Source organism: Novosphingobium sp. (assembly GCF_024642085.1).
Taxonomy (GTDB): domain Bacteria; phylum Pseudomonadota; class Alphaproteobacteria; order Sphingomonadales; family Sphingomonadaceae; genus Novosphingobium.
In genome coordinates this window covers 1-13272 of sequence record NZ_JAHEBV010000044.1, presented here as the reverse complement: position 1 = coordinate 13272, position 13272 = coordinate 1, and the positions used below count along the sequence as shown (strand labels likewise).

General features: G+C 61.1%; 15 protein-coding genes. 5 read left to right on the top strand and 10 right to left on the bottom strand.

Annotation, left to right across the window (positions count from 1 at the left end; all coding sequences use genetic code 11):
* A partial coding sequence (locus tag Q0L62_RS12395; protein WP_296680263.1) for a DUF808 family protein occupies positions 1-437 on the bottom strand: 437 nt, incomplete at its 3' end.
* A 188-nt stretch (positions 438-625) separates the two neighbouring features.
* Here Q0L62_RS12395 and rpsF point away from each other — a divergent pair.
* Genes rpsF through rplI form a run of 3 tightly spaced genes read left to right on the top strand, consistent with a single transcriptional unit; the run spans position 626 to position 1853 of the window.
* Complete coding sequence (gene rpsF, locus Q0L62_RS12390; protein ID WP_296680260.1) at positions 626-988, top strand: 30S ribosomal protein S6; 363 nt, start codon at positions 626-628, stop codon at positions 986-988.
* 3 nt (positions 989-991) lie between these two features.
* Positions 992-1216 (top strand): 30S ribosomal protein S18, encoded by a 225-nt coding sequence (gene rpsR, locus Q0L62_RS12385; RefSeq protein ID WP_296680255.1) that lies wholly within the window; start codon positions 992-994, stop codon positions 1214-1216.
* Between the two features lie 13 nt (positions 1217-1229).
* Positions 1230-1853: a 50S ribosomal protein L9 gene (gene rplI / locus Q0L62_RS12380; RefSeq protein WP_296680252.1), complete on the top strand. Its 624-nt coding sequence runs from the start codon at positions 1230-1232 to the stop codon at positions 1851-1853.
* Positions 1854-1916: 63 nt separating this feature from the next.
* On the opposite strand, the gene Q0L62_RS12375 is transcribed toward rplI, so the two are convergent.
* Entirely contained in the window at positions 1917-3410 is a 1494-nt protein-coding gene (locus tag Q0L62_RS12375; protein WP_296680250.1) for a serine hydrolase, read from the bottom strand.
* Positions 3411-3545: 135 nt separating this feature from the next.
* Between Q0L62_RS12375 and Q0L62_RS12370 the strand changes: the two genes are divergently transcribed.
* On the top strand, positions 3546-4979 hold the full coding sequence (locus Q0L62_RS12370; protein ID WP_296680247.1) for an AMP nucleosidase: 1434 nt from the start codon (positions 3546-3548) through the stop codon (positions 4977-4979).
* Here the strand turns inward: Q0L62_RS12370 and Q0L62_RS12365 are convergent.
* The 7 genes from Q0L62_RS12365 to trmD form a co-directional block, all read right to left on the bottom strand.
* Positions 4957-5715, bottom strand: coding sequence for an alpha/beta fold hydrolase (locus tag Q0L62_RS12365; RefSeq protein WP_296680245.1), 759 nt, complete (start codon positions 5713-5715; stop codon positions 4957-4959). The two genes, Q0L62_RS12370 and Q0L62_RS12365, sit on opposite strands and share 23 nt — an antisense overlap.
* On the bottom strand, positions 5712-6161 hold the full coding sequence (locus Q0L62_RS12360; protein WP_296680243.1) for a GFA family protein: 450 nt from the start codon (positions 6159-6161) through the stop codon (positions 5712-5714). The genes Q0L62_RS12365 and Q0L62_RS12360 overlap by 4 nt, the downstream gene beginning before the upstream one ends.
* A gap of 75 nt (positions 6162-6236) precedes the next feature.
* Positions 6237-6776: an Ltp family lipoprotein gene (locus Q0L62_RS12355; RefSeq protein ID WP_296680241.1), complete on the bottom strand. Its 540-nt coding sequence runs from the start codon at positions 6774-6776 to the stop codon at positions 6237-6239.
* 62 nt (positions 6777-6838) lie between these two features.
* A complete protein-coding gene (locus Q0L62_RS12350) occupies positions 6839-7864 on the bottom strand; it encodes an aspartate-semialdehyde dehydrogenase (RefSeq protein WP_296680238.1) in 1026 nt (341 codons plus the stop codon).
* Between the two features lie 121 nt (positions 7865-7985).
* Positions 7986-10232 (bottom strand): DPP IV N-terminal domain-containing protein, encoded by a 2247-nt coding sequence (locus Q0L62_RS12345; RefSeq protein WP_296680236.1) that lies wholly within the window; start codon positions 10230-10232, stop codon positions 7986-7988.
* A 105-nt stretch (positions 10233-10337) separates the two neighbouring features.
* Complete coding sequence (gene rplS / locus Q0L62_RS12340) at positions 10338-10715, bottom strand: 50S ribosomal protein L19 (protein WP_296680234.1); 378 nt, start codon at positions 10713-10715, stop codon at positions 10338-10340.
* A 6-nt stretch (positions 10716-10721) separates the two neighbouring features.
* Positions 10722-11459 (bottom strand): tRNA (guanosine(37)-N1)-methyltransferase TrmD, encoded by a 738-nt coding sequence (trmD, locus tag Q0L62_RS12335; RefSeq protein WP_296680231.1) that lies wholly within the window; start codon positions 11457-11459, stop codon positions 10722-10724.
* Between the two features lie 63 nt (positions 11460-11522).
* Here trmD and Q0L62_RS12330 point away from each other — a divergent pair, with 63 nt between their 5' ends.
* Positions 11523-12386, top strand: coding sequence for an N-acetylmuramoyl-L-alanine amidase (locus Q0L62_RS12330; protein ID WP_296680229.1), 864 nt, complete (start codon positions 11523-11525; stop codon positions 12384-12386).
* Here the strand turns inward: Q0L62_RS12330 and Q0L62_RS12325 are convergent.
* Positions 12373-13176: a hypothetical protein gene (locus Q0L62_RS12325; protein WP_296680226.1), complete on the bottom strand. Its 804-nt coding sequence runs from the start codon at positions 13174-13176 to the stop codon at positions 12373-12375. The genes Q0L62_RS12330 and Q0L62_RS12325 overlap by 14 nt on opposite strands.
* Positions 13177-13272: the final 96 nt, after the last annotated feature.

The window sequence follows — 13272 nt, the reverse complement described above, 5'->3', positions numbered from 1 at the left end:
CGCACCGCGCCCGAAACGCGTTCCTTCTCGAACTGGGCAACATCGGTAATTGGATCGTCCAGCGTCTGGCCGTGCTCCGCTCCGCCCAGCTTTTCCATGATCTTTTCAGCGCCTTCATAGCACAGAAACAGCCCGCCCAGCATCAGCAGCGGGGTCATGGCTACCGGCAGAAACTGGCTGATCAGCAGCGCGCCGGGCAGCAGCAGGACCAGCTTGTTGAACAGGCTTCCCTTGGTGATCTTCCAGATGATCGGCAATTCGCGATCCGGGGTGAACTCGGTGACATAAGTCGGGGTCACGGCGGCATCGTCGATCACCACGCCTGCGGCCTTGGAACCCGCCTTTGCTGCAGCCACGCCGACATCATCGATCGACGCGGCAGCGGCCTTGGCAATCACGGCGATATCGTCAAGCAGGGCAACCAGGCCGGTGGGCATCAGCAGATCCTTGAATGGTCAGGCGTCCACTTGGCCGGACGTGCAGCGCCGCGCAAGGCTTGCATTTCCCGCAAGGATCGCTATTGGCCCCGCTTCCGGCGCGAAATCGCCGGTCTACAGAAAGCCGGAGGGGCCCCGCAATCCCGCGGATCAGCCAGCGATCGGTTCGATAAAATGAAAGGCATGGTATGCCGCTCTACGAGCATACTTTCCTGGCGCGCCAGGATCTGAGCCAGGCGCAGGTTGATGCGCTGGCCGCTACCGCCACCGAGATTGTCGAAGCAGGCGAAGGCAAGGTCACCAAGACCGAGACCTGGGGCCTCAAGAATCTCGCCTACAAGATCAAGCGCAACCGCAAGGCGCACTTCGTAATGCTCAACATCGAGGCACCTGCCGGCGTCGTTGCCGAGCTGGAACGCCAGACCGCGATCAACGAAGACGTGATCCGGTGGCTGACCGTGCGTGTCGACACGCATGAAGAAGGCCCGTCGGTGCAGATGCGCAAAAATGATCGTGAGCGCACCAAGCGCCGCGAACGCGAGGAGTTCTAAGTCATGGCCCGCGCATTTTTCCGCCGCCGCAAGAGCTGCCCGTTCTCGGGCAAGAACGCTCCCGCCATTGATTACAAGGACACGCGCCTGCTTCAGAACTACATGTCTGAACGCGGCAAGATCGTGCCGAGCCGGATCACCGCCGTTTCTGCCAAGAAGCAGCGCGAACTGGGCCAGGCCATCAAGCGTGCCCGTCACCTGGGCCTGCTGCCCTACCTCGTGAAGTAAGGGGAGAGACATCATGGATATCATTCTCCTCGAACGCATCGAGAAGCTGGGCACCATCGGCGACGTGGTTTCCGTCAAAGACGGCTATGCCCGCAACTTCCTGTTGCCCAACAAGAAGGCGCTGCGCGCCAACGCGGCCAACAAGAAGGTGTTCGAAGCCAACCGCGCCAAGATCGAAGCCGACAACGCTTCGCGCCGCGGTGAAGCCGAAGTCCATTCGAAGGACGTCGAAGGCAAGTCAGTCGTTCTGATCCGCGCTTCGTCCAACGCCGGCCAGCTTTATGGTTCGGTTTCGGTGCGCGACATCGTCGAAGCGCTCAACGCCGACGGCGCCAACCTGAACAAGGCGATGATCGTGCTGGAACGCCCGATCAAGACCATCGGCGTGTTCGACGTCAAGGTGACGCTGCACCCCGAAGTCGTCGTTGGCGTCAAGGTCAACGTGGCCCGTTCGACTGACGAAGCCGAGCAGCAGGCGCAAGGTGTCGACGTGATCAAGGCCATGTTCGAAGACGAAGCGGCCGCTGATGCGGTCAGCGACTTTGAAGCCGGTAACGGCGAAGACATGGAAGCCGAAGCGGACACTCCGGCCGAAACTGTCGATGCTGCCGATGCTGAGGAAAGCGACGAAGCCTAAGGCTCTCGTCCAATCTAGCGACAAGGATCAGGGGGTGCTGCGGCGCCCCCTTTTCTTTGGTGCCTACCGAGCAGAAACGCCGGCGCGGAAATCAATTACTTGCAATTGCAGCGTGCCGACCGGCGCACGCTGGACACGGCCTTCGACGATGCCCCCGCTACAAGTCCAAGCGAACGTGCCTTCAGCTGCGGAAACAGGCTTGATCGCTTCGGTCATTGGGCAAGTCCCCGCTTTGGCCTTGAGCGCAGCGATTTCTTTTGCCCGGCGAGCCAGGTCACTGTCCATTGCGACATTGTTGGCCAGCGGCGCGGCAGCAGGATCGCCGCTTTGCCATACGGCCTTGGCCTTGGCGTAGGCTTCGGCCAGGCCGCTGCTGACCGGAACATCCCGGTCTGGGACCGCTCCTGCCTTGCGCAGGGCCAGCGCCACTTTCATCTGCGCCAAGCCCGATCCACCATAGGTCCGGTTGTTGAACACGAAAAAACCCACCCCTGCATCGGGCAGCAACAGCATGTTGGAACCATAACCGGGATACCCGCCCGAGTGGGTTACCACCCGGCCCAGATCGCAATCGTCGATCACATTCAGCCCGGTTCCGTATGATACCGCTTGGCGGCAAGGCGGGCCCAGTTCCGCAGCACGGATCACGGCGCCGCGGGGCGAAGCAAGGTTCACCATGTCGCGAACGGCAGAACGGCGGACCGGCCCCAATTCCGGACCATCGCGCGGCGGCCAGGCCGAGAGCAGAAACGCAATCCATTTTGCATAATCGTTGGCCGTTGTTTCCACCCCGCCCATCGCGCCAAACGTGCCGTCACGCATGTCAGGTTCACGCACCCAGGCGTTGTCCTGCCAGCGATAGCCGATCGCGCGCGACTCTGCCGGACTGGCAAACACGTCGTATCCGGTCGACGTCATCCCCAGCGGCAACATGATCGTCTGGCGAATGTATTGCTGATAAGGGCGGCGCGATACATTGGTGATGATCCGGCCCAGCAGGGCAAAGCCGTAGTTCGAATATTCCATTCGCGTTCCGGGCGCCGTGGCAAAGTCCATGCCGCCGGCGATCAGCGCGCTGAACTCGCGCTCGGTCAGAACTTGCTGGCGATCACCCCAGGGGTTGTCCTCTACAAATCCGGCGGTGTGGTGCAGTAGATCGCGAACGGTGATGGCCCGCGAATCGCCAGTCGGCAGCTTCCACTTCCGCATTTCCGGGACATAGCGCGACGCCGGCGCATCAAGGCTGATCTTGCCCTGATCCCGCAGGTGGAGGATCGCGAGCGCGGTGAAGGCCTTGGACATCGAGGCGATTCTAAAGCGGGTGTCGGCATCGACCGCGGCGCCTGTTTGCGGATCGCGGGTGCCCAGTCCTTCGACCAGCACCAGCTTGCCGTCCTGCACCACGCCGTAGACGGTGCCCGGGATGTGGAGCGCGGCGCGGTTAGCTTCAAAAATGGCGTGAAGTGTAGCCGCCGAATCCTGAATTGCAGGATTACTTGTCTGCGCTGCGGCGGGTAAGGAAAGCGCCAGCGATGCCAGCATGACGATAATCTTCATTTGCCCTGTCCCCGCACTGTCAAGCCTTGCAGCTTAGGCATTTGCGCGTTCGCCGCAATGGCTTCATTGCCCGCGTAACCAGCCCGATTTTGCCGCGTAATTGAAATGTCACGCCGGTGTGGTTATAGGCCCGCGATGGAAACTACAGAAACGATCATCGCGGAACTGGTCCGCGTTTACGAAGCCGCCGTCACCACCCTGCGCAGCGATGTCATTGCCTTTGCAACGAATGGCACCCTACCCCCCGCTGACCGCCGCGCCACCAATGCATGGTGCTATCCGGCATTGACGGTGCATTATCACGGGGTCGAAACCCGCCCTGACCTGGCCCGCGCATTTGGCCGCCTGGCGCATGACGGCACCTTTACCACCACGGTTACCCGCCCTGCCCTGTTCGCCGATTATCTGTCGGAACAGCTGGCCTTGCTGGCCGGAGACTACGAAATCGAGATTTCGGTCGAACGCTCGGCTCAGGAAATCCCGTTCCCCTATGTCGTTGATGCCAGCTCGGGCCTGGGCAGCGTTACGCCGAGCGAGCTTGCCCGCCACTTCCCCTCGACCGAGCTGGCGATGATCGGGGATGAACTGGCCGATGGTGTTGCGGTCGACGGGATGGATGAAACCATTCCGCTTGCGCTGTTCGACGGGCTTCGCACCGATTTCAGTCTGGCGCGGCTGGCGCACTATACCGGTACGGCGCCCGAACACTTCCAGCGTTTCATCCTGTTCACCAACTATCACCGTTATGTTGATGAATTTGTTGACTGGGCCGGCAAACAGCTGGGTCAGGACGACTATTCGGCACTATCGGGAGCGGGGGGGCTGTTCCTGGACGCGCAGGTAGACGACGCCCGCGAACGGCTGAACGATACTGCATGGCGCCGCCACCAGATGCCGGCCTATCACCTGATCCGGCCCGACCATTCGGGCATCACGCTGGTCAACATCGGCGTCGGGCCCAGCAACGCCAAGACGATCTGCGATCACCTGGCAGTGCTGCGGCCCGAAGCGTGGCTGATGATCGGCCACTGCGGGGGCCTGCGCGACACGCAGAAGATCGGCGATTTTGTGCTGGCCCACGCATATCTGCGTGACGACCACGTGCTTGATCCCGTGCTGCCTCCGGAAATACCGATTCCGGCCATCGCCGAAGTACAGATTGCTTTGGCGCAGGCAGCCGAAATGGTCAGCGGCGATATGGGCGCCAACCTTAAAAAGCGGATGCGCACAGGCACGGTCGCCACGACTGATGATCGCAACTGGGAACTGCGCTACACCCAGTCATCGCGCCGCCTCAGCCAGAGCCGGGCAATCGGCATCGACATGGAAAGCGCGACCATCGCAGCACAGGGTTACCGCTTTCGCGTGCCTTACGGAACGCTGCTGTGCGTGTCAGACAAGCCACTCCACGGTGAAATCAAGCTGCCCGGGCAGGCCAACCTGTTCTACGAGGAAACGATCGCCTCGCACCTTCTGATCGGGACCACCGCAGTAGACCTTCTGCGGGCGCAGGGATCGCGCCTCCACAGCCGCAAGCTTAGGGCGTTTAACGAGCCGCCGTTCCGGTAAGGAAGTCCCGGATCGCCTCGCCCAGTTCTGGCCTCGTGACGCAGCCCATGTGAGTGCCGGGTATCACCCGGTGGACCGCATCGGGCAGAGCTGCAGTAAGCGCTGCTGGATCGCCATTGTCGCGGTCCTCGTCGCCGCAGATGACCGCCGCCGGCATGGTCACCGCGGCCAGTTCAGCAGGCGCGGTATCAGCAAAGGTGGCTAGCAGGAGCCGCGCTGCAACCCGGTCAACTTTCATGCTCTTCATGAACTGCTGCGCCATGTAGGTATCATCGCCCGGTTTCGCGGTTCCGAAAGCGTCGATAGCGCGGGTGAAGAACGCCTGCCGTCCGCTCCACCCCGCCAGTCCCTGCAATCCCATGCCGGCCAGTACCAGTTGTGCCGGCCGCAGCCCGCCTATTATTGCGCGGACCGCAGTGCGCGATCCCAAGGAAAAGCCGGCCAGATCAAAATCGTTCAGGCCTAGGTGCGTGATCAGGGCCACCAGATCCAGCGCCAGCACATCGTCCGGGTATGCTGCAGCCTCGTGCGGTGCGGCACTTTGTCCGTGCGCGCGCAGGTCCGGCATCAGGCATTCAAAGCCCGCATCGGCCAGCAGGGCCGCGTGGCCCCACTTGATCCAGTTCATCTCGGCTTTGGAGAACAGACCGTGGAGCAGGATCAGCGGACGGCCTGCACCGATACGATGCAGTGCAAGCTGCGCGCCGCCAAAGCCGGAAAACATTTCGGCGCTCATTCAGGTACCTCCAGCCCGGCCGCGGCCCAGCGGCGCGTCACGCTTTGTGTTGCATCGCTACGCTGGCGCGGCAGGGCGCTGGTATCGATCCAGCATTCGTGGATGGATTCGGTCCCGAAATGCGCGGTCGGAGCGAACCGCTCAGGTTCGTCGAGTGAGCCGTAACTGACGTCCACGGCGCTTTCGCTAGCCCCGTCGTCGTAGGCAAAGCCAAGCGGCGTGCCGCAATCGGGACAGAACGGCCGGCGCGCGATGGGCGATGACTGGTACCAAGCCGGCTGGCTCTCCCACACCACACCGCCCGGGACGGTGACCAGCGCCGCGGCGAAGCCGCCGGTTGCGCGCTGACACTTCCGGCAATGGCAGAGGTAAGCTTGCGCGCCATCGGCATTGAAGTGGTAGCGGACGCGTCCGCACTGGCAGGCGCCGGTGTAGCTTTCGGTCATAGCTGAAGAGTATCACAAAGGGCAGCGATTACCATGGCGAGTGAGACGCCGGAAGCAGACCGACACTTGCAATTATCAGCAAGCACCAGCCTCTCTAGCGCCAAATATTGCTTGCGTTTCTGTGTATTTGTCGCCTGCTTCTGTCGCGAGTTTTGCAATCAATGCACTGCAGGAAAAATCAGACATGCTGAGATATTGCCTCGCGCTCTTGGCTGCGTTTTCTGACCAATCTATATTCATATTATTGACTGCTATTGTTGCATCTGAAAGAGAATAACCACCCCCTTCATTCGAAGAAAGTTTTTCAATCAGACCTCTTCTTGAGAAGCCTGACGCACTAAGATAATCCTCCGCCGATCTAACTGCATTTTTTTGGACAGCGGAAATCTCTGATTTCGTCGTACCCTGGAAGTCCGTTGCAATCGCTTGTGACTCCGATTGATTTACAGCTGCTTGAGCGGTATCTGTTGTCAATTCTGAGTTGATCAAAGACTTGTTTTTTGCTCCATTCTCTGCACTATCGCAGCCAGAAATTATCACACAAGCTATAGTAATAAAATACTTATGCGAGCGCATGATAATATTCCCAACAACAAAACAAATTAATATTTTCATCAATATACTTAAATCGATCTAGTAGAGACTACTTCGACGACCTATCATTCATTGAGTCTATTCTACCCCTTTTTCAGATGCCGCCGGCCCAGCAGTTCGGCGATCTGCACCGCGTTCAATGCCGCACCCTTGCGCAAATTGTCGGACACGCACCACAGCGACAGGCCGCTTTCCACCGTCGGGTCTTCACGCACCCGGCTGACATAGGTGGCCCCGTCGCCGACGCATTCGATAGGGGTGACGTATCCGCCGTCTTCGCGTTTGTCGATCAGCATGACCCCGGGGGCTTCGCGCAAGATGTCCTGGGCCTGTTCGGCCGAAATCTCGTCCTCGAACTCAAGGTTGATCGATTCCGAATGACCGACAAACACCGGCACCCGCACACAGGTGGCGTTGACCCTGATCTTGGGATCGAGGATCTTCTTGGTTTCGACCACCATCTTCCATTCTTCCTTGGTCGATCCGTCATCCAGGAAGCTGTCGATGTGGGGTATGACGTTGAAGGCAATCTGCTTGGTGAACTTTACCGGTACGCTGGGATCGCCGACGAAGATGTTGCGGCTCTGCTCGAACAGCTCGTCCATGCCCTGTTTCCCCGCGCCGGATACCGACTGATAGGTGCTGACCACCACCCGCTTGATCTTTGCGGCATCGTGGAGGGGCTTGAGCGCGACGACCATCTGCGCGGTTGAACAGTTGGGGTTGGCGATGATGTTCTTGACCGCATAGCCGTCGATCGCATCGGGGTTCACCTCGGGCACGATCAGCGGAACGTCAGGGTCCATACGGTAGAACGAGGAATTGTCGATCACCACACAGCCGGCCGCCGCGGCCTTTGGCGCATAGGTCTTGGAAATGTCCGATCCGGCCGCAAACAGCGCCATGTCCCATCCGGCAAAATCAAAGTGTTCGATATTGCGGACCTTGAGCATTCTGCCGCTCTCGCCAAAGTCGATCTCGCTGCCGGTCGAGCGGGACGAGGCGACGGCGGCCAGCTCGTCGATCGGAAACTCGCGCTCAGCCAGCACGTTGAGCATTTCGCGCCCGACATTGCCGGTCGCGCCGACCACTACCACCCGGTAACCCATTTTTACGCTCCAATGGTTTCCCATGCCCTTTCGCGTCGAGCGAAGTCGAGAGCCGGTACGCGGTGTCTCGACTGCGCTTGGCACGCACGGAAAAGGGAGAAGATGTGCCGCCTGTAACGCTTTACTTGGGCGGCGTCACCCCGTGGCGTTCAAGGAACGACAGGATCGTACCCCACAGGTGCGAACTGATCTTCGGCCCTGACACGCGGTGGGTAAAACCGGGGTAAAGCATCATTTCGAACGGCACGTTCTGCGCCTGCATCCGCGCGATCATGGCCGAACTGTTTTCAAACACCACGTTATCGTCCGCCATGCCGTGGACCAGCAGTAGCGGGTCCGTGATCTTGCCGGCATCGGCCAGGGCATTCGACGTTTCATAGACCTTGGGATCGGTCCTGGGGTTACCCAGATAACGTTCGGTATAAGTGGTGTCGTAAAGCTCCCACTTGGTCACCGGCGCCCCGGCAATCCCGGCTGCGTAAAGACCCTGATCGGCCTGCAGCATCTTCAGCGTCATGTATCCGCCATAGGACCAGCCATAGATCGCGATCTTGTCGGGATCGACGAATGGCAGCGTCTTCAGGTAAAGCGCGCCCGCTTTCTGGTCGGCCACTTCGACACTGCCCATCGCGTGCCAGATCTGCCGTTCAAACGCGACACCGCGATTTTCGCTGCCGCGGTTGTCGATTTCAAAGACGATATAGCCCTTGTCTGCCAAGGCCTGGTTAAGTGGGCTGCCCCAGCCGCGCGTGACAGTCTGCGCGGTCGGCCCGCCATAGTGCTGGAAAAACACCGGATAGCGTTTGCCAGGCTGCATTACCGGTGTGGTCATCTTCCAATAAAGATCACTGCCATCCGCGGCCTTGATCGTGCCGTACTGCGCCGGCCGATGCCCGGCCAGATACGGCGCATAGGGATGCTTGGTATCAAGCCTGTTTTCCTCAACCCAGGCAAGTCGTTTGCCGGTCTGATCGGCCAGATAGACCTGCGGCGGCTGGCTATCGGATGACCGCGACACCAGCAGCGTCTGGCCCTTCTTGTCCATCGACGCGCCGTTGGTCCAGCCCGCTTCGGTCAGTCGCTGAACCTTGGCCGGGCTCGCCAGGTCAAGTGCATAGACCTGCTGGCTGATCGCCTCATCCTTGTTGGCGGAAAAGAACAAACGGCCCTTTTTCTGGTCAACGCCAACCAGGCCGCTGACCACGAAAGCACCTTTGGTCAATTGTCTCCACTTGCCGTTCTTGAGTTGCCACAGGTGGCCAAAGCCATCACGCTCTGACCACCAAACAAGGCTGCCATCGTCCAAAAACCGATAATTGTCGGTCAGGTTGATCCAGCTTTTCGCAGCGGCCTTTTCGCTGAACAGGATCGACGATTTGCCCGTCGCCGGATCGACCTTGAGCATGTCGAGCCGCGTCTGCTCGCGGTTCATCCGTTGAACGTAGAGTGTCCTGGCATCGGGCGCCCAGTTGACCCGGGCGAGATAGATGTCCCGGTCTGCGCCCAGATCGACCTCGATCCGGCCGCTGCCGTCGGGCTTCACTAGGTACAGGGAAACAAGCGAATTGGGCGTGCCGGCCGCCGGATAGCGCTGCTCGAACGTCTTGGTCCCCTCTGCGCCGATTGCTGCGCGGGTGACAATCCCGACCGGGGCATCGTCAAACCGCTCGACAGCGATAAGGCCGTCATCGGGCGCCCACCAGTACCCGGTAAAACGGGCCATTTCCTCTTGCGCCACGAACTCGGCCTCGCCCCAATGGACGGTTTCGGCCTTCTCCTCTGGCGTAATTGCCTGCGCCGCCGCGCCCACGGGACCAACAAACAAACGCCGGTCGCGCACGAAAGACAAGTACGCGCCTTTTTCGCTCAGCGCGGGGTTAAGCTCGTCCTCCTTGCTCTGGGTCAGCTTCTGCACTGTGCCGTCCAGCCTGGCCAGGAACAGATCACCGTCCAGCGGCACCAGAATGCCCGTGCCGTCCGAAGACCAGGAATAGCTGACGATCCCCTTTACATCGCCGACGCGCATCCGTTCGCGCTGCATCTTTTCCGCCTCGGACAGGTCTTTGCCCGATCCCAGCTTGAGGCTGTCGACCAGCATGGTCCACTGGCTGGTCGTGCGGTCAAAGCCCCACAGATCCCACCGTTCGCGGTCATCGACGCGGTTGCGCAGCATGGTCAGGAAGCGCCCGTCGGGTGACAATTTGACCCCGCGCGGCACCGGACCGCTCAGGCTGGGGCTGGCAAATACGCGTTCGATCGGCAGCGCGGCGTCCACGGAAGCAGCCGTGTTCACAGCGGTCTCCTGCGCATGGAGTGCGGGCGCAGCGACAAGGCAGGTTGCAGCAAGCAGGACGGACAGCAGACGCATGGCAAGATGGTTCCCCGGGGAAATGAGAAGGGCGCCCCGACCGAAACCGGGACGCCCTTCTTAAAAGCTATTGGCGTTTGTGCCAGAGGCGTTGGTCGATTGACCTCAGCCTTCCGTCCGCACATCGCGGCGCTCGGCAATGCGGGCGCGCTTGCCGGTGCGGCCGCGCAGATAATACAGCTTGGCCCGGCGCACCACGCCCTTGCGGACGACGGTGATGCTGTCGATGTTGGGCGAATAGAGCGGGAACACACGTTCAACGCCTTCGCCGAAGCTCATCTTGCGAACGGTAAAGTTGCTGCCGATGCCCTTGTTGGCGCGGGCAATGCACACGCCTTCATAGGCCTGCACACGGCTGCGTTCGCCTTCGATCACCTTCACGCCGACGCGGACGGTATCGCCGGGGCGAAACTCGGGGATTTGCTTTTCGCCAGAGGTTGCCTTGGCAATTTCCTCGGCTTCGATCTGCTGGATCAGGTTCACTGGTCCTCAGTCCTTCTTTTCACGCCGCGCGCCAGAGGCAGGCTGAACCCGAACGCCGTCGTGACGCTCCCAAAGGTCCGGCCTGCGTGACCGAGTATCGATCTCGGACTGTGACTTGCGCCACGCCGCGATCTTCGCATGATCCCCCGATCGCAGCACTTCAGGGATCGTGCGCCCTTCCCACAAAGCGGGTCGGGTATAGTGCGGATATTCAAGGAGGCCGTTTTCAAACGATTCCTCGGTCCCGCTGGAAGGGGCGCCCATTACGCCGGGAAGCAACCGAATGCAAGCATCAAGCAGCATCAGCGCAGCGGGCTCTCCCCCGGACAGGACAATGTCGCCCACGCTGACCTCTTCCACGTTGCGGCCCGCGAAAATCCGCTCGTCGAACCCCTCAAACCGGCCGCACAGCACAATCGCGCCCGGCCCTGCTGCCAGTTCGCGTACGCGGGCCTGGGTCAGCGGCTTGCCGCGCGGGGTCATGGCGATCACCGGGGCATCGGGGTTGCGTGCTCGGGCATGGTCGATCGCGGCGGCCAGCACATCGGCGCGCAGCACCATCCCCGCCCCGCCGCCGGCAGGGGTATCATCGACAGTGCGGTGCTTGTCGGCCGAAAAATCGCGGATTTGAACCGTGTCGAGCGCCCACGTGCCTTCATCCCGCGCACGGCCAGCCAGACTGACGCCAAGCGGCCCGGGGAACATTTCGGGGTAGAGCGTCAGGACTGTCGCGCGAAAAGTCATCGTTCCGGGCCTTTCCCAGATTGCGCAAGGTGAGGCAATTGGACTCTTGCGCAGGCAGCCGGCTTGCCTGACAATCCGGATGTGCGGCGTATTATTTTCCTTGTGCTGCTGGCTGCGGCGCCGGCGGCCGCTGAACAGACGGGCGAATGCCGCTTCGACCCCGATACGCTGAGCTTTGCCGGAACTGCAGCCGAGCAGGCAGCCTGCCTGCTGCGCAAGGTCGAGGTGTTGGGAAAACGCAAAGCCCAACCCCTGCCGCCGCTATTTGCGCGGCTGCTGGACGGCGAAGCGCTGCCCAGCGCGGCAATGATGCAAACAGCGCTGGCGGCGTTTCCGCAGCCTTATCAGGATTATGCCCGCATCTACGCGGCTGCGCCGCTGTCACGAACGGCGAGCGGCCTTCCGGCGCTCTATTTCGTCATTCATGATACCAGCACGCCGTTTTATGCAGACCAGCCCTTCCCCAAACGCCTTGACACCGACTGGCAAATCAACAGCTTCGCGCCCTACATGGACGGCACTTTCGCGCGTGAACCGGTCGCCCATATCTTTCTGTCGCGGTATGGCCAGATCTGGGCCGGGCACGAGTTTCAGGAAGGCTGGCGCGCGACCAAGCTGGAAAGCCGCGCGATTGGCCCTGCATCGCGCGGACGTTTCATCCATATCGAAACCGTTCAACCGCGCCGTCTGATCGCGGGCTTTACCGATACCGGCCACACGCACGGGCCCGAGCCCGGCTTTTCTGCCGCGCAGTACCGCCAGCTCGCCGCGCTCTATGTCTACACCAGCGCGCGGGCCGGGCGCTGGCTGATCCCGGCGCAGCATAACACCGTCGATGCCGGCATCCCCGACGCCCACGACGATCCGCAGAACTTCGATCTGGGACGCTTTGCTGAAGAGATTGAAGCTATTATCAGCCCGGGGTGATCGTCGGGCCCAGCACAACTGCAAAAAGGATGCTGGCGATTGCGCCGACCACCAGGACAGGAACCGATCGTCCTATTGCGAAGGGTCGCGGCTCTCCATCAGGTCTGGTCGCAAAGCCGATCGAGATTAGGCCCGACTTGCCGCCGAAACTGGCTGCGGCCGCCGACGCAAGGGTAATGAACAGACCGACCGGATTGAGCAGACTGGCGCCAATTGCTGCCGCGCACAGCACGATGTAAAACAAATGGCTGGCTGCCCGGCGGGCCGGTTTGGTCGGCAATCCCTGGCCGATCATGGCGTCAAGCGATACTTTGCCCGCACGGATCAACTGCCAATAGGCAAAACCGCCAATCACCGCCAGGCCCGCACGCCACAGCCCGGCCATGGGCAGGGGCCCGATCCCGCCGCCTTTGCCTGGACCCAGATCGCCGATGCCAGTCACGCCCGAATAGGCCAAATAGCCCGCCGCCGAAAACCCGCAGCACAGCCAGACATACCACAGCACCAACCGCGGCAGATCGCTGCGCGCGCGTTTCCAGGCAAGATAACCCAGCATGGCGGCCACCACGTCAATTCCCGGACCGGCAAAGGCAACGGCGCGGCGCGCCCAGTCGCCTCCCGTTTCTGCAGCACACGACACGTAGAAAGCGCCCAGACCTGTCACCTTTGAACCGACCGCCAGGCACATTGCTGCGTGCCCGCCGATTTCGTGCAGCATGGTCAGAACGGGCATCAGCAGCAATGCAAGCCCGGCCACAGTCAGCCGATCAATTCGCGGTGTCGCCTGCATAATACCCCCTGTAATCGGGGTCGGTCTATTCGGCTGTGTAGGATGCGGCAAGCACCAGCCGCTGATCGTTCCATTCAGGCACGGCGGCGTCGTTCA

What these genes read in the sequence shown, in the direction of transcription:
- rpsF (WP_296680260.1), top strand. Translation starts at nt 626, where the DNA reads ATGCCGCTCTACGAGCATACTTTCCTGGCGCGCCAGGATCTGAGCCAG.
- rpsR (WP_296680255.1), top strand. Translation starts at nt 992, where the DNA reads ATGGCCCGCGCATTTTTCCGCCGCCGCAAGAGCTGCCCGTTCTCGGGC.
- rplI (WP_296680252.1), top strand. Translation starts at nt 1,230, where the DNA reads ATGGATATCATTCTCCTCGAACGCATCGAGAAGCTGGGCACCATCGGC.
- Q0L62_RS12375 (WP_296680250.1), bottom strand. Translation starts at nt 3,410, where the DNA reads ATGAAGATTATCGTCATGCTGGCATCGCTGGCGCTTTCCTTACCCGCC.
- Q0L62_RS12370 (WP_296680247.1), top strand. Translation starts at nt 3,546, where the DNA reads ATGGAAACTACAGAAACGATCATCGCGGAACTGGTCCGCGTTTACGAA.
- Q0L62_RS12365 (WP_296680245.1), bottom strand. Translation starts at nt 5,715, where the DNA reads ATGAGCGCCGAAATGTTTTCCGGCTTTGGCGGCGCGCAGCTTGCACTG.
- Q0L62_RS12360 (WP_296680243.1), bottom strand. Translation starts at nt 6,161, where the DNA reads ATGACCGAAAGCTACACCGGCGCCTGCCAGTGCGGACGCGTCCGCTAC.
- Q0L62_RS12355 (WP_296680241.1), bottom strand. Translation starts at nt 6,776, where the DNA reads ATGAAAATATTAATTTGTTTTGTTGTTGGGAATATTATCATGCGCTCG.
- Q0L62_RS12350 (WP_296680238.1), bottom strand. Translation starts at nt 7,864, where the DNA reads ATGGGTTACCGGGTGGTAGTGGTCGGCGCGACCGGCAATGTCGGGCGC.
- Q0L62_RS12345 (WP_296680236.1), bottom strand. Translation starts at nt 10,232, where the DNA reads ATGCGTCTGCTGTCCGTCCTGCTTGCTGCAACCTGCCTTGTCGCTGCG.
- trmD (WP_296680231.1), bottom strand. Translation starts at nt 11,459, where the DNA reads ATGACTTTTCGCGCGACAGTCCTGACGCTCTACCCCGAAATGTTCCCC.
- Q0L62_RS12325 (WP_296680226.1), bottom strand. Translation starts at nt 13,176, where the DNA reads ATGCAGGCGACACCGCGAATTGATCGGCTGACTGTGGCCGGGCTTGCA.